The sequence below is a fragment of the Snodgrassella alvi genome (assembly GCF_002777745.1).
Lineage (GTDB): Bacteria > Pseudomonadota > Gammaproteobacteria > Burkholderiales > Neisseriaceae > Snodgrassella > Snodgrassella alvi_D.
The window spans coordinates 98,580-116,094 of sequence record NZ_MEIO01000026.1 but is presented as its reverse complement, the minus strand read 5'-3'; the positions used below and the strand labels follow the sequence as shown (position 1 = coordinate 116,094).

16 protein-coding genes are annotated in these 17,515 nt (G+C 42.2%); 11 read left to right on the top strand and 5 right to left on the bottom strand.

Going from position 1 to position 17,515, the window contains the following annotated elements; all coding sequences use genetic code 11:
* Window positions 1–19: 19 nt before the first annotated feature.
* Window positions 20–307 carry an Asp-tRNA(Asn)/Glu-tRNA(Gln) amidotransferase subunit GatC gene (gene gatC, locus BHC51_RS02675; RefSeq protein ID WP_100153240.1) on the bottom strand — a complete coding sequence of 96 codons (288 nt, stop codon included), beginning with the start codon at window positions 305–307 and terminating at the stop codon, window positions 20–22.
* 190 nt (window positions 308–497) lie between these two features.
* On the opposite strand from gatC, the gene BHC51_RS02670 reads away from it, so the two are divergent.
* Genes BHC51_RS02670 through rodA form a run of 5 tightly spaced genes read left to right on the top strand, consistent with a single transcriptional unit; the run spans window position 498 to window position 6,098 of the window.
* Entirely contained in the window at window positions 498–1,535 is a 1,038-nt protein-coding gene (locus tag BHC51_RS02670) for a rod shape-determining protein (RefSeq protein ID WP_037405504.1), read from the top strand.
* A 31-nt stretch (window positions 1,536–1,566) separates the two neighbouring features.
* Window positions 1,567–2,457, top strand: coding sequence for a rod shape-determining protein MreC (gene mreC / locus BHC51_RS02665; RefSeq protein ID WP_100135334.1), 891 nt, complete (start codon window positions 1,567–1,569; stop codon window positions 2,455–2,457).
* Window positions 2,450–2,947, top strand: coding sequence for a rod shape-determining protein MreD (gene mreD / locus BHC51_RS02660; RefSeq protein WP_100153239.1), 498 nt, complete (start codon window positions 2,450–2,452; stop codon window positions 2,945–2,947). Before mreC ends, mreD begins: the two co-directional genes overlap by 8 nt.
* Window positions 2,944–4,992, top strand: a complete 2,049-nt coding sequence (mrdA, locus tag BHC51_RS02655; protein WP_100099438.1) for a penicillin-binding protein 2 — start codon at window positions 2,944–2,946, stop codon at window positions 4,990–4,992. Before mreD ends, mrdA begins: the two co-directional genes overlap by 4 nt.
* Window positions 4,992–6,098 carry a rod shape-determining protein RodA gene (rodA, locus tag BHC51_RS02650; RefSeq protein WP_100099437.1) on the top strand — a complete coding sequence of 369 codons (1,107 nt, stop codon included), beginning with the start codon at window positions 4,992–4,994 and terminating at the stop codon, window positions 6,096–6,098. Before mrdA ends, rodA begins: the two co-directional genes overlap by 1 nt.
* 114 nt (window positions 6,099–6,212) lie before the next feature.
* Here rodA and clpP read toward each other — a convergent pair whose 3' ends face one another.
* From clpP to BHC51_RS02630, 4 genes are all read right to left on the bottom strand, one after another.
* Window positions 6,213–6,824 carry an ATP-dependent Clp endopeptidase proteolytic subunit ClpP gene (clpP, locus tag BHC51_RS02645; RefSeq protein ID WP_100089530.1) on the bottom strand — a complete coding sequence of 204 codons (612 nt, stop codon included), beginning with the start codon at window positions 6,822–6,824 and terminating at the stop codon, window positions 6,213–6,215.
* An 84-nt stretch (window positions 6,825–6,908) separates the two neighbouring features.
* Window positions 6,909–8,228, bottom strand: coding sequence for a trigger factor (gene tig / locus BHC51_RS02640; protein WP_100099436.1), 1,320 nt, complete (start codon window positions 8,226–8,228; stop codon window positions 6,909–6,911).
* Between the two features lie 173 nt (window positions 8,229–8,401).
* A complete protein-coding gene (locus tag BHC51_RS02635) occupies window positions 8,402–9,265 on the bottom strand; it encodes a DUF1853 family protein (RefSeq protein WP_100123859.1) in 864 nt (287 codons plus the stop codon).
* Window positions 9,266–9,307: 42 nt separating this feature from the next.
* Window positions 9,308–10,117 carry an RNA methyltransferase gene (locus BHC51_RS02630; protein ID WP_100153238.1) on the bottom strand — a complete coding sequence of 270 codons (810 nt, stop codon included), beginning with the start codon at window positions 10,115–10,117 and terminating at the stop codon, window positions 9,308–9,310.
* Window positions 10,118–10,364: 247 nt separating this feature from the next.
* Here BHC51_RS02630 and BHC51_RS02625 point away from each other — a divergent pair, with 247 nt between their 5' ends.
* The 6 genes from BHC51_RS02625 (at window position 10,365) to BHC51_RS02600 (ending at window position 17,482) form a co-directional block, all read left to right on the top strand.
* Window positions 10,365–11,156 carry an inositol monophosphatase family protein gene (locus BHC51_RS02625; protein ID WP_100099433.1) on the top strand — a complete coding sequence of 264 codons (792 nt, stop codon included), beginning with the start codon at window positions 10,365–10,367 and terminating at the stop codon, window positions 11,154–11,156.
* Window positions 11,157–11,238: 82 nt separating this feature from the next.
* Entirely contained in the window at window positions 11,239–11,712 is a 474-nt protein-coding gene (locus BHC51_RS02620) for a copper chaperone PCu(A)C (RefSeq protein WP_100153237.1), read from the top strand.
* Between the two features lie 278 nt (window positions 11,713–11,990).
* Complete coding sequence (locus tag BHC51_RS02615; RefSeq protein ID WP_180296407.1) at window positions 11,991–14,111, top strand: AsmA family protein; 2,121 nt, start codon at window positions 11,991–11,993, stop codon at window positions 14,109–14,111.
* A complete protein-coding gene (gene mnmC / locus BHC51_RS02610) occupies window positions 14,108–15,667 on the top strand; it encodes an FAD-dependent 5-carboxymethylaminomethyl-2-thiouridine(34) oxidoreductase MnmC (RefSeq protein WP_100153236.1) in 1,560 nt (519 codons plus the stop codon). Before BHC51_RS02615 ends, mnmC begins: the two co-directional genes overlap by 4 nt.
* 206 nt (window positions 15,668–15,873) lie before the next feature.
* Window positions 15,874–16,602, top strand: a complete 729-nt coding sequence (locus BHC51_RS02605) for a metal ABC transporter ATP-binding protein (RefSeq protein WP_100153273.1) — start codon at window positions 15,874–15,876, stop codon at window positions 16,600–16,602.
* A gap of 4 nt (window positions 16,603–16,606) precedes the next feature.
* Window positions 16,607–17,482, top strand: a complete 876-nt coding sequence (locus BHC51_RS02600) for a metal ABC transporter permease (RefSeq protein ID WP_100099475.1) — start codon at window positions 16,607–16,609, stop codon at window positions 17,480–17,482.
* Window positions 17,483–17,515: the final 33 nt, after the last annotated feature.

The following is a 17,515-nucleotide window of genomic DNA, read 5'->3' as shown; positions in this document are numbered from 1 at the left end:
GCTGTGGTGAAATATGTACCTATTCAATAACTTTGGGTACGAGATACATATCCTTGTCTACCAGAGGAGCGCAGGATTGTAATGCGTAGTGTTCATCTTTTTCAGTAACGCTGTCATCGCGTAAGCGTAGTGCCAGTTCATGCGGGTGTGCCATCGGCTCAATCCCGTCTGTGTTGACTTCCTGCATTTTTTCGACCAGATCGAATACATGATTAAGTTCTGCCAACATGTTATTTCGCTCTGTTTCTGAAAGCCTCAAGCGAGAGAGGCGTGCAAGCTTATCTACATCACTTAATGTTAAAGCCATCAAAAAATCCTTAAATTTGATTTAGCAAAACGGGCAAACTGCGGTATCATTGCGCGTTCTGATTCGGTTATTACATAGTGTCGATTATAACCGAAAACCCTATTCTTTGGCGCATTGATTTGCTTTAGTTAATGTGTCGCACAATAGCTTTTGCCATACTTATAATTTTAAAGTTCATTAGGACAGTCTCATGTTTCGCTTCTTTACCAAATATTTATCCAATGATCTTGCTATTGATCTTGGTACAGCTAATACTTTGATTTTTATTAAAAACAAAGGAATCGTGCTGAATGAGCCATCGGTTGTGGCTGTGCAAAACGATACCATAAATGCCAAAAACGGCATGTTGGCTGTAGGTACGGCAGCAAAAAAAATGCTAGGACGTACTCCGGGCAGTATTCAGGCAATCCGGCCGATGAAAGACGGTGTAATTGCTGACTTTAATGTCACTGAAAAAATGCTTAAGCAGTTTATCAAAAAAGTAAATAATAGTCGTTTTACTGCACCGCGTATTGTTATCTGTGTACCCTGCGGTTCTACTCAAGTTGAACGCAAGGCCATTCGTGACTCGGCACTGGCTGCTGGAGCGTCAATTGTTAACCTGATTGAAGAACCAATGGCCGCTGCCATTGGCGCAGGTTTACCTATTGAAGAACCAACGGGTTCGATGGTGGTTGATATTGGTGGAGGCACAACTGAAGTTGGCGTGATTTCCCTGTCTGGCGTGGTTTATTCTCACTCTATCCGTGTAGGTGGAGATGCATTTGATGATGCAATCATCAACTATGTACGTCGCAATTATGGTATGTTGATTGGTGAATCAACTGCTGAAGAAATCAAGAAGAATATTGGTTCTGCTTTCCCCGGCATGGAAGTTAAGGAAATTGAAGTTAAAGGCCGTAATCTGGCTGAGGGTATTCCCCGTGCTTTTACAATTAGTTCGAATGAGGTGCTGGAGGCGCTGACTGAACCATTAAATCAGATTGTGCAGGCTGTTAAAAATGCGCTGGAACAGACGCCTCCTGAACTGGGTGCTGATATCGCTGACCGTGGTCTGGTGCTAACTGGTGGTGGTGCATTGTTGAAAGGTTTGGATCGCCTGCTTTCAGAAGAAACCGGCCTGCCAGTTATGATTGCAGAGGATCCTCTGACATGTGTTGCTCGTGGTTCTGGTCATGCACTGGATATGATTGGTAAAATGAATTCTGTATTTGTATCTAATCCTTAAACGCTGTAATGTTTGTTTAACGTAATTAATAATGGCAGAGCCTTCACTTAATTTTGTTCACAATGGCCTGCGCAGTACCAGTAAACTTGTTGTTTTGTCACTGGTTGCGGTAGCATTGCTGTTGCTTGATAATCGTTATGATGTGGTTAAAATTAGCCGCAATTATATCGGTACGGCCTTATATCCTTTGCAATGGCTGGCACTGCAACCAGTTAATGCTGTTTCTAATGGCATGGTTTTTTTTGAGAGCCAGCAACATCTGAGTAATGAAAACAAAATGTTAAAGACTCAGAATGCGCAGCTAAAATTGCAGATCAGCCAGATGGAAGTACAGTTAAAATCTGTGGTTAGTTTAGATCATCTGACTCAGCTTCAGAAAGCAGCACTGCCGCAGGCACAGGTGGCACAGATTATTTCTAATGATTCCAATCCACTGGCTGACCGCTTTGTTATTGATAAAGGCAGCCATCATCAGATTCGCCAAGGCGACGCAGTGAGTGATGAACATGGCCTGGTTGGTCAAATTACATCTGTTCAGCCATTAAGTTCTGAAGTAACGTTGATAACCAGTAGCAATACCGTTATTCCGGCGATGGTAATGCGAACAGGAGTACGGACATTGGTTTATGGTCGTTCAGGCAGTCTGGATCTGCGCTATTTCCCGGCCAATGCAAGTCTGTTGCGTAACGATTTACTGGTTACTTCAGGAATGGATAGTATTTATCCAGCTGGAATACCTATTGCTATTGTAAAACAAGCACAAAGTGGGAATGGTTCGCCTTATTATCGTGCACAGGTTGAACCTATTGCGCAGTTGCACAATAGTAATTTTGTTCTGGTTATTCCACAAAAACATGGGCAGACTGCTCATTATTCTGCTGATGTAGCAGTTACTAACCGATCCTCTGCCAATCATGAATGAAGTTGACAGCCTGCACCGTCATACCCGAAAACGGCTTATTGTTTTGAGTCTGGTGACTGCTTTATTTCTCGACCTGATTCCTTTTCCTCAACCGCTGGATGGCTGGTTGCCAGCCTGCACTGCTATGATGACTCTGTACTGGAGTATGCACCGGCCGAAATACATTGGTATCGGTATGGCTTTTATACTTGGTCTGATCATGGATGTTGGCTTGGGGACTCCCTTTGGCCAACATGCGCTTGGTATAATGGCAGCAGTGTATCTGGTTGAGCAAAACCGGCATCAGATACTTGGTTATTCCTATGGACTTCAGGCTCTGACTATTTTTGGCTGCCTAATGCTGATGACATTGATTTTAGTGATTGTACACTTCTTCTCTACTCATCAGTTCACTGGTTGGAATCTGTTTGTTTCTCCATTTATCAGTGCTCTGCTCTGGCCTCTTTTATCTAAATTCATGCTTTATCTCGCCTACTCCAGACGTCTATGAAAGCACTGCAATTCCGAACCAAAAAAAAACGCCCATCCAAACCTGCACATTATGGTGATTTAGGATTGAGGATTGCGGTTGCTTTTATATTAATTATCGTCTGTTTCTGCATGCTAATTGCACGCTTTGTGTATCTGCAGGTAATTAAATATGACGACTATGTTATTGCTGCTACCAATAATCGCATTTCGCTGATACCTACTCCCCCTATACGCGGTGAAATAGTTGACGTTAATGGGGTGGTACTGGCACACAATTACCCAGCTTATTCGTTAGAAATTACACCAAATCAAGTACCTGGCAAGCTTGAAGACACAATTAATGCATTGCGCGAATATGTTGACATTACACCTGGTGATCTGAAACGTTTTAAAAAATTTCGTGCTGACTATCGTTCCTATGACAAAGTCCCCTTAAAGCTCAAGTTGACTATGGAGGAAGCCAGTCGGCTCGCCGCTGAACTGTATCATTTTCCGGGTGTGGAGATTAATGCACGAACATTTCGAGATTACCCGTATGGGGAATTATTGGCACACATAGTGGGATATATCGGTCGTATCAGTGACCGTGATATGACTGCTCTTGATAAGGCTAATCTAACTTCGCTATATCGTGGTAGCACGCATATCGGCAAAATGGGACTGGAAGAATATTATGAACGTCAACTGCATGGCGTTCCCGGCTATCGTGAAGTTGAAAAGGATGCTCAGGGGCATATTGTCCGTACAATTAAAACAGTTCCGGCAATTCCTGGGCAAACACTTCGCTTAGGGCTAGATATCCGTGTACAGAAAGAAGCAGATCGCCTGATGAGTAATAAACGGGGCGCTCTGGTAGCTATTAACCCGCAAACGGGTGCAATACTGGCCATGGTGTCTAAACCAAGTTATAACCCAAATCTGTTTATTGATGGGATTGATACGGATACCTGGAAAAGCCTGAATGAAGACTGGCGTCATCCCTTATTGAATCGTGCTACTCAGGGGATGTATCCGCCCGGTTCGACTTTTAAACCATTTTTGGCGATGGCTGCGCTCGAAAGCGGCAAGCTTGGTCAAAATACAGTTCTGCCCGCGCCAGGTGTCTGGAGTATTCCCGGCTCCACTCATCAGTTTCGCGATGCAGCTCGTAGCGGACATGGTTCGGCCAATCTAAGCAAGGCCATTCAAGTTTCATCGGATACATTTTTTTACCGTCTGGGTTATGAAATGGGTGTGGATCGTATGTCGCCTTATTTAGCTCAGTTTAATCTGGGTAAACAGACCGGTATCGATATTACTCATGAATATGCAGGAGTATTACCCACACGAGCATGGAAAGAAAAAAGATTTGCACGTAATAAGCCTCAGGCGCGGGTATGGCAGCCGGCGGACAGTGTCAGTATGGCTATTGGACAGGGCTATAATGCCTACACTCCTTTACAGATAGCTTTTGCTACAGCAATTTTGAGCAATGATGGCATAGTTTATCGTCCTCATCTGGTACAAGCTTTACTCGACCATAATTCTCAAAAAATGACCTTAATTGACCCGCAGCCAGTTCGAACAGTGCCATTTAAGCGTAGTAATTTTGAGTATGTTAAGGACGCAATGCAAAAAGTTTTAAAACCGGGCGGTACTGCCGCGGCTATCGGTTCAGGTCTGAGCTATACCATGGGTGGTAAAACCGGTACAGCACAGGTTGTGCAAATTAAACAGGGTGCCCGTTATAATGCTGCTGCGCTCAAAATGCAGTTAAGGGATCATGCTTGGTTTATCGCTTTCGCACCGGCTGATAAGCCACAAATTGCTATTGCTGTTATTCTCGAAAACAATGGCTGGGGCGCTACAGCTGCACCACTTGCTCGGCAATTGGCTGATTTTTATCTGTTGAAATTAAAAAATCTGCCTAGCGCTAGTCAAGCAACCAATGTATCAGATCTACCTGTAAATGATTTATCCAATAATGCCATGATGGATGCTCAGTTGCATGATGAACATAATCAAGCTGCTTTGCCTCCGTTATTGCGCGCCTATCGTTCCCAGTTTGGCTTGCGAGATAAATAATGATTAATGAAAAACAATGGTTCAAACGCCTGTGGTACAAACTGTGGGCGCCAATGGATGTATGGTTATTTTATGCCATGTTAATCATTTATGTAATGAGTCTATTTCTACTATATTCTGCCGATGGGCAGGATTTTGGCCAACTAGAAAATAAAACTCTGCATACTATTCTTAGTTTTATTTTGTTGTGGGTAATTGCCCGTACTCCACCGCAGATTTTAAGTAATTTTGCTTTACCGTCATATTGTTTAGGTATATTGCTACTGGTTGGTGTACATTTTGTCGGAATTACTGTAAATGGTTCAACCCGTTGGCTAAATATTGGTATAGCCCGTATTCAGCCTTCAGAAATTATGAAAATTGCAGTTCCAATGCTTTTGGCATGGTACTTCCAGAAACATGAAAGTAACATTCGCTGGTATCATTATACTATTGCTTTTGTGCTAATTTTTATTCCTGTATCGCTGATTTTAAAACAGCCGGATTTGGGTACAGCTACATTAATCATGGCTTCTGGCTTGTTTGTGATATTTTTTGCTGGCTTACCATGGAAAGTTATTATTTCAGCAATTATTGGTTTCTTGGCTATGCTGCCTTTAATCTGGAATTATGGAATGCATGATTATCAACGCATGCGGGTGTTAACTTTGCTTGATCCCACCAAAGACCGTCTCGGTGCCGGATATCATATTCTGCAATCAATGACTGCAATTGGTTCTGGGGGTATATGGGGTAAAGGCTGGCTAGAAGGTTCACAAACTCATTTAGATTATATCCCTGAATCAACAACAGACTTTATTTTTGCGGTGTTTGGTGAGGAATTTGGCCTGATTGGGAATATTTTGCTGGTAAGTGTGTATACATTTATTCTTGTGCGAGGATTATATATTACGTTTAAGTCACCGACTTTGTATTGCCGAACTTTAGCTGGTGCTTTAACCATGACTCTGTTTTGCTATGCATTTGTAAATATGGGCATGGTTAGTGGTATTTTACCAGTAGTTGGAGTGCCTTTACCGCTAGTGAGCTATGGTGGGACAGCTACTTTGTCAGTAATGGTTATTTTAGCAATGTTGATGGGTATCAGTAATCAGCGTAAACACTAGTGGGACAAGTTGCTACTTAATTTTTGTTCTTGCGATAATGGTTGCAAAAAAATCGAAACCTGAATAAGCGGTTTCGATTTTTTTAGATTAATTGAATCTAACTAGCTAAGCTTTTTACTTTGGCCTGTGAGTTAATACTTCATCAATTAGGCCATATTTTTTTGCTTCCTCAGCCGACATAAAATTATCGCGATCGGTGTCTTTTTCAATTTGAGCCAGTTTTTGTCCGGTGTGGCGAGCTAGGTGCTCGTTTAATTGTTTTTTTAGTTTGAGTAATTCACGTGCATGGATTTCTATGTCTGAAGCCTGACCACCCAATCCGCCACTGATTAGTGGTTGATGAATCATTACCCGACTGTTCGGCAGTGCAAATCTTTTACCTTTGGCTCCTGCCGACAAGAGGAAGGCTCCCATACTTGCAGCTTGTCCCAGACATAATGTCGCAACGTCAGGTTTGATGAAATTCATGGTATCAAAGATTGACATACCAGCAGTAACGGATCCGCCCGGAGAGTTAATGTAAAGAGAAATATCCTTATCGGGATTCTCACTTTCCAGAAATAATAACTGAGCTACAACCAGATTGGCGGTTTCATCGGTAACCGGACCAACCATAAATATAATACGTTCTTTGAGCAGGCGTGAGTAGATGTCGTACGCACGTTCACCGCGGCCACTCTGTTCTACAACCATAGGTACTAGACCCAGATTTTCAATATGTGACATGTTTTTTCCTCAATTGAAATAAAAGCACCTGAGCAGCTTCACAACTACTTCGGTGCTTTGCTTATTGCTTAATGCGTATTACATTCAGGCTTGAGCCTGTTGTCCCATAACTTCATCAAAAGACAGTACTTTATCAGAAACTTTTGCTTTACTTAAAACGAAATCAACTACATTCTGCTCTATAGCCAGTGAAGTAGGTGCCTGTAAGTTCTTTTTATCACTATAGTACCAGTCAATAACTTCTTGTGGGTCTTCATAGCTATCAGCAAATTCATTGATAACGTTACGTACTTGCTCTTCAGATGGTTCGAGTTTTTCTTCACGCAACAATTCGCCCATAATCAGGCTGATGGCCACGCGACGGCTGGCCTGTTCATTGAACATATCTAGAGGTAATTCTAGATCTTTCTGATCCATACCCTGTGCTGCAAAGTTTTCTTTCATTTGTGCAGCCATAGTTTTTGCTTCTTCGGTAATCAGTGAAGAAGGAACATCTATTGGAGTAGCAGCCAGTAAAGCGTTAATGGCGCTATCTTTAGTCATTTCGTTAACGCGACGGTTTACTTCACGGCTGACATTTTTCTTGATTTCAGCACGCATTTTCTGTACATCGCCATCTTCAATGCCCAATGATTTGGCAAATTCTTCATTTACTTCTGGCAGAACTGCTTCAGAAACGTTTTTCAGGGTAATGGTGAAAATGGCTATTTTGCCAGCAAGATCTTTACTCTGATAATCTTCTGGGAATGTAACGGAAACTTCTTTTACATCTCCCTCTTTCATGCCCGCAATACCTGCTTCAAAGTCTGGCAGCATTTGGCCTTTACCTAGCAGGAAAGGATAATTTTCTGCAGTTCCGCCTGCAAATGCTTCATTATCGATTTTTCCGGCAAAATCGATAATAACCCGGTCACCATTACGCGCCTCACGTTCTACGTGATTGAAACGGGTACGTTGCTGGCGTAGGATATCCACGGTTTTATCAATTTCTGTGTCGCCAATTTCAGTGCTGAATTTAGTTACTTCCTGAGCACTCAAATCACCAATTTTAATTTCAGGGAATTCCTCAAATACAACGGCAATTTTATATACTTTTTCATCATCTTGTTCAGCATCTTCCAGTGCTGTAAGGCTTTTCAGACCAGCAACTTTCAGTTTTTCAGCTACGATGATTTCTTCAAAGGCTTTATGGGTCATTTCGTTTAACACTTCATCACGAATGCCATAACCATACATGGAGTCGATCATTCTCAGCGGTGCTTTACCGGGGCGAAAGCCATCAATACGGGCACGTTTTTGTGCCACTTTCATGCGTGCGTTGACTTTTGCTCGGATGTCTTCCCAGTTCAGAGCCAAAATAATTTTACGCTCTAAATTATCTAATTTTTCTACTGTTACGCTCATCGTAAACCCTTAGATGTCAGTTGATCTGATTTGGTTCATTTGTCTTAAAAGTACTGCTTGGGCTGTACGCACACTGGCATTCACTCATGCAGACAAAAATTAAATGGCAAGTGTACCATAAGCCTTTATAAAAGCCTATGTAATGACAAACACTATCTGCTGATTATGGTTGATTAGCTGTGTTTAGTTGTTTTCATTATCCGTTCTACTTCATGCCAATAGCCATCAGCATGTTGTTGTACCAATGCTATCATCCCCTGCTGGATTTGCTTAATCTGATTGAAATTAACAATAGCATTACTGCTTACACGTACTGGCGATATTAAGGATAAATGATCAAGCACATGGAATCGATAATGTTCCTGAAATTCAAATTCTGACCAGTTTTCAATATACTGTCCCTGCCAACATAAGGGATTTAATGGTACCTGTAAATTTTGGCTGGCTGGTTGTTTGAATAGCATGCCACGGATAATACTGGCGTGTTGTAACTGATTGGGCTCAAGTGACAGGTTTTTCAAGGCACTTTTAGCGGCAGGCTTAGTACTTAATGCTAGTTGCTGCTCGATTTTATACATTTTATCTATTAACCTGTCGGCTTTATTCAGACCAATAAAGCTTTCTGTTTTTTCTGGAAGGCCGCCATAGTATTTGCAAGTTAATTCCAGATGAAAAATCTGATTATTAAGCTGTACGATAAAATCAAAGGCGCCTAATGTGCGTTGATTATCTTGGACAGGTAAGTTGTGTGCAATCAAACGGCTATGTGGAGCATGTAAAAACCAGTAGTAAAGTAAACGTTCTGCATATACTCCCAGATGAGTGTGGTATGCTCCATGCTGTTTCAGGAACAAGTACAGATTATTCGGTTCTTCATCTAGAGATAGCAGAAATCTGAATCCTTCATCTCCCAATAATGTTGAGACTGGTAGTTCTGTAGAGGATAACCATGGTGATGGCGCTGTTAATAAGCTGGCCAAATCACGTACAATCGTTTTTCTTAGGCGCCACCAGATTGGATCAGAAGCATAGTTCATAACATTTTTCTCTTCCTGTATAGACAAATATTTAGTTGGGTACTATTGTTTTTTCTGTATTTGTTGACTTATGGTATTGTAAAAACCACGTAAGACATCAATATCTTCAGTGCTTAACTGAGCACGGTCAAACATGGCAGCCATGCGCCGCATTAGCCTTTCTTCATTGCGGCGGTTAAAAAATCCGGCTCTATTCATTACCTCATGTAAATGCTCTACCATACTGCTTGTCTGCTGGTGTGTAGCTAAATTTATTTCCTGCTTCAAATGAGCCATGCTGATATCCACGTGACTGAACAGCTCATAACAGATTACCTGTACAGCCTGCGCCAGATTGAGAGAAAAATAATCTGGATTACCGTTAATAGTAATCAGACGATTACAGCTTTGTACTTCTTCAATACTCAACCCAAAAGTTTCATTACCGAATACCAGTGCTATTTTTAGCCCTGCACGCGCGGCCTCGATTAGTGATGGCATAATTTCGCGAGGTGTATGTAATGGTGCAGTCAGTTCACGACGTCGGCTAGTTAATGCACAGGACAGTGTTGTATCTGCCAGTGCCTCATTGAGCGAAGCAACAATTTGCGCATTTTCCAGTACATCATGTGCACCTGATGCAAGAGTAAAACTTTCTTCAGGCAACACAAACGCAGCAGGATTTGTGTAATCAAATACAGCAGGTTCTGGTGTCATGGGGGTCTGCATCAAATTCGGTGCAACCAGAGTCAATCTATTTAACCCCATAGTTTTCATGGCTCGTGCTGCTGAACCAATATTTGCTGGATGGCTGGTACGGGTAAGAACAACAGTAATGTTATCGAGAAAGTCAGGTAGTATGGGTTTATTCATATTTGCAATTAATATAGGGATGGTGCTCTCAGGCAGCTGAATACTGACAAATTCTATATATTATAGCAAAATCATTCTGTGCGAACCCCGAGTCAGACATGCCGGTTTGGGAAAATGCATTTTTTGCCGTATAATTACTTTCTATATATTTAATTGCCGCAATGTTTTGAAGTGCGGCATTTGTTCTTTAACATACGTCATTTTGTATCTGTTTTAAGCTGTTATCAGCCTTACCTTGAGAATTAGCATGAATCCTATTTTAACTACTGCCTGGAAAGCAGCACGCAAAGCTGGCCAAATGATGCATCGTGCCAGCAATAATTTAAATACTATTAAAATTGATAATAAAGCTGCAAATGACTTTGTTTCTGATGTTGATCGTGAAGCAGAACGTATTATTGTCAATACTATTCAGGAAGTGTACCCGAACCATGCTATTCTGAGTGAAGAGGCTGGTTATCTCGGTCACGAAAATGCTGAATATCAATGGATTATTGATCCACTGGATGGAACGACAAACTATTTACACGGCCATAAACAATATGCCATTTCTATGGCATTGCTGCATAAGGGAACTTTAGCGGAAGCGCTGGTTTATGCACCAGAACAGAATGATTTATATGTGGCCAGCCGTGGTCAGGGCGCTCTGCTGAATGATAAACGTATTCGGGTGAGTAACCGTATCGATTTATTGCGCAGCCTGATTGCAACTGGCTTTCCCGTTGTTGACCAGAGTATGATGGACTCATATCTGGCTATTTTGAAAGATGTGCTGGCGAAAACGGCCGGTGGCCGCCGCGAAGGTTCTGCAGCACTGGATTTATGTAATGTAGCCTGTGGCCGTGTAGATGGATATTTTGAGTTTAACCTGAAACCTTGGGATATTGCTGGTGGTGCTTTAATTGTGCAGGAAGCCGGCGGTATTGTTACCGATATGCAGGGGGAACAAACTTGGCTGGATTGTGGTGATATCGTAGCTGCCAATCCGAAAATTCTGGCACAATTATTGCAAATTATTGCACCTCATCTAGCAATATAATATATTTTGTAGTGGTTTATGCCAATTTTGGTTAAATCACTACTCCAAGATTTTATATCTGTCTTTGATAGGGGCGATAATAATGAGAAAAATTCTGTTTACTACTTTGTTGGCTTCATATGCTGGTTTGGCATTGGCACAGGATATTGTAGTTAATAATGCATGGGCTCGATTCAGCGTACCAGGTATGTCTGCTAGCGGTATATTTATGGATTTGGATAATCATTCTGATAAGGATGATGTATTGCTGAGTGCATCTACTCCGGTAGCAATGTCAAGTGAGATTCATGAAACTGTTGAGGTAAATGGTGTGATGAAAATGCGCTCAATAGCGCATGGACTGCCCTTGCCTGCTGGACAGGTGACCCAATTGCAGCCGGGCAAGATGCACATTATGATGATGGGTTTGAAAAAACCTCTGGCAAAAGGAACTACGATTCCTGTACGTCTAACTTTTCGCCATGCCAAACCGATAATGCTTAATGTGCCGGTCAGCGTAGCTCCTGTTACTAAGACAGACGCTGCTGTGATGGAAAATACACATATGCATCACTAATTTAGCCTGTTAGGTATTAGATAACTAAACTGGTCTACTTAAATTCTAAACCTGATTTTTTTCAGGTAATTCTGTGTAACTGTTTTTTTGAATAATCCGTGTGACAGCTTTTTTAATCATTGCTGTGTTTTCAGCGTGAGTTATATCTGCTGTCAACAACAGGTATTTCTCAAATCTATAGTTCTATAGCAAGTGGATTACTGCTTTTTTTGAAAATAATTTAATTTTAACTGTTTATGATTTCTTTATTGCATTCAGGCAAGTTCTGGCTGAAACTGATGGTATTTAGCTGCCTGGGCATCTTTTTGTTACTGGCCATCGATATGGCTGTGCTGCATTATTTATTCAATGCAGAAGAAATTAATAAACGTGCCAATGCGCTTGTGTCGGATAGCGGTCGTCAGGTTGTTTTTGATTCGGATATCAGCCGTTCAATGTTTCCACGTCCGACTGTAACTTTGCATCAGGTACGTATTCTAAATAAAGCTACTAAATCAGATGATATCAATATCGGCAGTATGAGAATCGGTCTTAGCTGGCAAAGTCTGTTCGGCCGTCTGACTATTGAAAAATTGCAGCTGGCTAATGCTCATATCAATCTGATTCGGAATAATCAGGATCAATGGAATTTGACTGATTTATGGCAGAAGTCGCGTAAAAGCGATCGGCTACAAGTTAATCGTCTGATTCTAGACAATGCTAGTTTTCGCATTCATGATGGGATTAATCTGCAACAGATTAATCAGTTAAATTTAAAGTGGCATAATCTTGGCAGCACCAGTCTACTTCAGCTAAACGGAACGTTAAGTGGTGAAGATATGCAACCACTTCAATATCAGTTGAGTGCTGTATACCATCCTGATGCTGTAATGCAATGGCAGGATGTGAAACTCGGTGTAAAAACTAATTTGTCAGCTTTGGGTGATAGTGATGGTCAGTGGCACTTTGATGCACGCTGGCTGCCGCAACAGCAATTATTGAAAACAGCAGCAGTGCAATGGCAGTGGCATAGTCAGCGTAATCAGTTGCATATTACTGGTAACGGACAAAACTGGCAGCTAGGATGGAACAAATTGTTATTACCGCAGTTAAATGGTGTCGCTACTGCACAGATTGGTGATAATTCAATTAATGCAACTTTATCTGCCAGCAATAGTAGTTGGTTGCAGAATCACTGGACACTGCCTCAGTTTCAGATTGATAGTGGTTGGCAAAACCATTTATACCAAACTGCTCTAACACTGAGCGGTCAATTATCATGGCTGGATATGCGTCACTGGAAAATTGATAATTTTTCAGTGAACAGCCATCAAGATGCAGTAAATGCTCTGCCTAATTCACGTTTTATTAGTGATTTATCAGGTACTATACAGGGTGACAATGCTGGTAATGGACATCTTAATTTACAAGGCCAATTTGATAATCAGCCTATAAATATTGCTATAGATTATCAAAATGATGAGCATCTGGGAAAAATAAGCGGCAATATTCACCTGGCCCAGCTGAATCTGCGCCCTTACATAGACCATACTCCAAGCTTACTACCAGCTGACTGGCAACAACTTTGGCGAAACTGGTTTAAAAACTGTCTGGTTAATACACAACTGTCTATCGACTCAGTGCTTACTCCAACCGTGCAGCTCAGTCAGATTAAAACTCAACTTGCCATAGACGCACATGCTTTCACCCTGCAACCAATCAGCCTGCAAATATACGGCGGTAGTAGTAATGGTATGTTACAGGTGAGCAATACTAATCCATTAACATGGAAAGTGCAGCAACGCGCAAGCCGTGTACAAATGAAATCCTTTCTACAGGATACATTTGGTTTGCATAATTTGGCTGGTGAAGGTGATGCAGATTTTGATTTTCATGGTGTTGGTTTTACCCGCCAGCAATGGTTGTCTAGCCTGACTGGACAAGCACACATTCTGATTCGTCAGGGTGTTTGGAATGGCATTGATATCAATAATATTCTACAGAACAGTGATAGTCAGACCACAGTGGCTTATAACGAAACCAACCATACGCCGTTTCGGTTTATCAGGTTGGCTATTCCATTAAATAATGGATACACAAAAAACAGCCGCATTGAATTGCATGCGGATAATTTTGATATTAAAGGTACAGGCAACATTAAGTGGTTACAACAGCAGATGGATTATAATGTGCTGATTGCTACGCGACGCGCAAAACAGCAAAATCTGCTGCCACTGCGTATCAATGGTACATTTACCAGACCATCCTTTACGATTGATTATCAACGACTGACTGCTGGCTTGCATACGTCCCAGCAAAAGCAGGACAGTTTGCGGCAAACATTACAGCAGCAATGGTTATGGCTCAATCAGGGAAGCAGTGCATCATCTGAGAATCATGAATATACGCACCAGCCATGAATATTTACGTTTTTCATAAATGGCCGGATCCGGATGAGTTAGCTAAGCAGTTAGGAAATGATCAGCAGGCAGAGATAGTGATTGTTGCCGAAAAATGGCCGTCATCTTTAACTGCGGTATCACCAGCCGGCCAGACTATTATGCAGCAGTGGCTTGAGGCAAAATTATTCTGGCAGCAGCAACCAGTGTTCTGTTATCCCTTCCGCAGGTCTGGTAAATTTACGTTTATCCAGCCTCAGGTATACGAGCAATGGGTTCAGCTCAATTCAGGCTTAGCTAACAGCACACATGTTTCTTCTGAATCTGTATCCAAGCCATGGCTAACCCTGCCACCTCCGATCCCGATTGACTCAGTAATAATTATTGGTGCCGGTATTGCCGGGGCGGCAACAGCTTATGCGCTGGCAAGACGTGGTATAGCGGTAACAGTAATTGAGCAGCATACAATTGCCAGTGCAGCCTCAGGCAATCATCTGGGTCTGTTATATGCAAAAATTTCGGCGCATGCCACTGTGCAAACGGAATTATTGCTGGCTGGCTATGGATACAGTCGTACACTTCTCAAGAACAGCTTATCTGCCGGACAGGGCTGGCTGGATTGTGGTGTAATTCATCTGGATTACAACTCCGCAGAACAAAAGCGTAATAACTTACTGGCGTTGCAAAATCCTCACAGCATGCTGTTTCAGTCAGTTACTGCGGCAGAAGCCAGCCAGATTGCAGGTATGGAAGTTCCATATGGTGGTCTATGGTGGCCCTATGGTGCCGCTATTAACCCGTATAGCTTGGTTCAGAGTTTACTCAACCACCCGCTGATACAAGTGTTAACAGCTACTAAGGTAAATGCAATTTCCCGCCAGAATGATTTATGGCAGATTGCCTGTCAGAATCAGCAAAAATCATTTTATCTTAATGCATCTCATATTGTGATTTGTGCTGGTGCCGAGAGTGATTCTCTGTACCCGGTTGCTGGCTGGCCTCTACACAAGATACGTGGGCAAACCACTACCGCCAGCATTCGATCCGAAGCACTTCAACCAAAGTGTGCCCTGAGCGGTACCAGTTATATCACGCCACAATGGCAAAATAAACTATGCTTTGGCGCCACATTTCTTCCTAATCAAACCAATGATAGTTTATCTGCCGAAGATGAAAATTTTAACTGGCAACAATTACGCCAATGGCTGCCACGTCTGGCTGCAGATTTATATCCGAATGCCAGCCCGCAAGGGCATGCTGCAATACGTTGTGATACTTTTGATCATTTACCATTAGTTGGTCCGGTTGGTGATACTTCTGCCATGCTAATAAAATATGCCCAGTTACGTCTGGATAAAAATTATCCTCTCACCCAACCCTGCCCGTGGCAGCCGGGCATATTTATCAATACAGCTCATGGCAGCCGTGGGCTGGTAACCGCACCGCTATGTTCAGAAGCCATAGCCGCAGCTATGCTGGGACTGCCCTCTCCTTTGTCTGCACGGCTGCAACATGCATTACACCCTAATCGCGTACCAATCAGGTCGCTGACACATCACCAGACATTCCGGTTATAGATTTGAGCATAATAACATTTTGCACTGTGATAATGTTATAGGGTATCATTGCTGTAATGTTATATAGTAACATTTACTAACAGGCTGAATCGGTAAAGGCATAATATGTTTTCTCTTTTGCTGTGTGGAGTGGGTAAACGCTTATCCTGGGTAAGTGTGATTCTGGGATTGCTGTGGTTGATGTATGCTTGGGCAGTGTGCGCATCATGAGTATTCAAGTTGAAAATGTTACTGTGAGCTATCGACACCGACCGGCTATCCACCATATCAGTATTGATTTTAACTCTAATGAAATGTGGGCAATATTCGGCCCGAATGGTGCGGGTAAATCGACTCTGCTGAAAGCTATCATGCATCTTGTTCATCTTGATAGCGGCCAGATTCGCTGGCCACAATTGCAAAGGTCTGATATTGCCTATCTGCCGCAACAATCCGATATTGATCGCAGCCAGCCAATGAGTGTGTTTGAGCTGGTAGCAATGGGTTTGTGGTATGAAATTGGTTTCTTTTCCAGTGTCTCAACAAACATGCATCACCGCATTCTTAGTGTGTTAAATCAGGTAGGTATGCTGCAATATAAGGAACGCAGTATTGCCCAATTATCTAATGGCCAGTTTCAGCGTGTATTACTGGCGCGTATGCTGATTCAGAATGCTAAAGTACTGTTACTGGATGAACCATTTAATGCTGTAGATGCCGCCACTACTTTTGCTTTGCTGGATATCCTTAAGGCTTACCAACAACAACAACAGTGTACTGTGATTACAGTTTTGCATGATTATGAACAAATACAGGCCTATTTTCCTAATACTTTACTAATTGCGCGTGAAAAAATTGCCGCTGGGAAAACAGATAAAGTGCTGACTGATCAATATTTGCAACAGGCTGCGAAAGCCATGCAGCAATATGAACAAAACCAGTGGTGCGACAGGTAAATCAATGAATATTACCCATTTCCTTCTAGACCCTTTTACCGATTACGATTTTATGCGTTTTGCCTTGTGCTCAATTGTATTTTTGGCACTAGGAACGGCACCTGTGGGTGTTTTTCTGATGATGCGGCGTATGAGTCTGGTGGGTGATGCGCTTGGTCATGCTATTTTACCGGGTGCAGCAGTAGGCTATATGCTGGCTGGTTTAAGCTTACCGGCAATGAGTATAGGAGGCTTTATAGCAGGCCTGCTCATGGCTTTGCTGGCCGGACTGGCCAGCCGCTTTGCCAATGTGCGCGAAGACGCTAGTTTTGCCGCTTTTTTTCTCACCTGTCTGGCGCTTGGGGTGGTATTGGTGAGCAGAGGTGGCAATAGTGTGGATTTACTTAATTTATTATTTGGATCTATTCTGTCTGTAGACCGTGCAGCATTAACGTTGGTTGCTATTGTCAGTAGTATAACCATGCTTGTATTGGCAATTATATATCGGCCTCTGATGCTCGAAAGTATTGACCCTTTGTTTTTACGCTCTGTAAATGGCAAAGGCACACTTTGGCATATTATATTCTTGGTACTTGTGGTATTGAATCTGGTATCAGGCTTTCAGGCACTAGGTACACTGATGTCAGTAGGTTTAATGATGCTACCCGCCATCAGTGCACGCTTATGGCATAAAACCATGGGGGGCATTATGGCAATAGCTGCTTTGATTGCAGTGGTTTGTGGCTATATTGGCTTGTTATTGTCTTACTATATCGATTTGCCTTCGGGTCCTGCCATTATTCTGTGCTGTGGCTTTATCTATATTTTGTCGTTATTTATCGGTAGCGAAAGCGGTATTTTGTGGCGTTTATATAAACGTCAACGCCATCATGTTGCTTGAAGTGAATCACTGTTTATAAACCCATTCTAGGAT

What these genes read in the sequence shown, in the direction of transcription:
- gatC (WP_100153240.1), bottom strand. Translation starts at nt 307, where the DNA reads ATGGCTTTAACATTAAGTGATGTAGATAAGCTTGCACGCCTCTCTCGC.
- BHC51_RS02670 (WP_037405504.1), top strand. Translation starts at nt 498, where the DNA reads ATGTTTCGCTTCTTTACCAAATATTTATCCAATGATCTTGCTATTGAT.
- mreC (WP_100135334.1), top strand. Translation starts at nt 1,567, where the DNA reads ATGGCAGAGCCTTCACTTAATTTTGTTCACAATGGCCTGCGCAGTACC.
- mreD (WP_100153239.1), top strand. Translation starts at nt 2,450, where the DNA reads ATGAATGAAGTTGACAGCCTGCACCGTCATACCCGAAAACGGCTTATT.
- mrdA (WP_100099438.1), top strand. Translation starts at nt 2,944, where the DNA reads ATGAAAGCACTGCAATTCCGAACCAAAAAAAAACGCCCATCCAAACCT.
- rodA (WP_100099437.1), top strand. Translation starts at nt 4,992, where the DNA reads ATGATTAATGAAAAACAATGGTTCAAACGCCTGTGGTACAAACTGTGG.
- clpP (WP_100089530.1), bottom strand. Translation starts at nt 6,824, where the DNA reads ATGTCACATATTGAAAATCTGGGTCTAGTACCTATGGTTGTAGAACAG.
- tig (WP_100099436.1), bottom strand. Translation starts at nt 8,228, where the DNA reads ATGAGCGTAACAGTAGAAAAATTAGATAATTTAGAGCGTAAAATTATT.
- BHC51_RS02635 (WP_100123859.1), bottom strand. Translation starts at nt 9,265, where the DNA reads ATGAACTATGCTTCTGATCCAATCTGGTGGCGCCTAAGAAAAACGATT.
- BHC51_RS02630 (WP_100153238.1), bottom strand. Translation starts at nt 10,117, where the DNA reads ATGAATAAACCCATACTACCTGACTTTCTCGATAACATTACTGTTGTT.
- BHC51_RS02625 (WP_100099433.1), top strand. Translation starts at nt 10,365, where the DNA reads ATGAATCCTATTTTAACTACTGCCTGGAAAGCAGCACGCAAAGCTGGC.
- BHC51_RS02620 (WP_100153237.1), top strand. Translation starts at nt 11,239, where the DNA reads ATGAGAAAAATTCTGTTTACTACTTTGTTGGCTTCATATGCTGGTTTG.
- BHC51_RS02615 (WP_180296407.1), top strand. Translation starts at nt 11,991, where the DNA reads ATGGTATTTAGCTGCCTGGGCATCTTTTTGTTACTGGCCATCGATATG.
- mnmC (WP_100153236.1), top strand. Translation starts at nt 14,108, where the DNA reads ATGAATATTTACGTTTTTCATAAATGGCCGGATCCGGATGAGTTAGCT.
- BHC51_RS02605 (WP_100153273.1), top strand. Translation starts at nt 15,874, where the DNA reads ATGAGTATTCAAGTTGAAAATGTTACTGTGAGCTATCGACACCGACCG.
- BHC51_RS02600 (WP_100099475.1), top strand. Translation starts at nt 16,607, where the DNA reads ATGAATATTACCCATTTCCTTCTAGACCCTTTTACCGATTACGATTTT.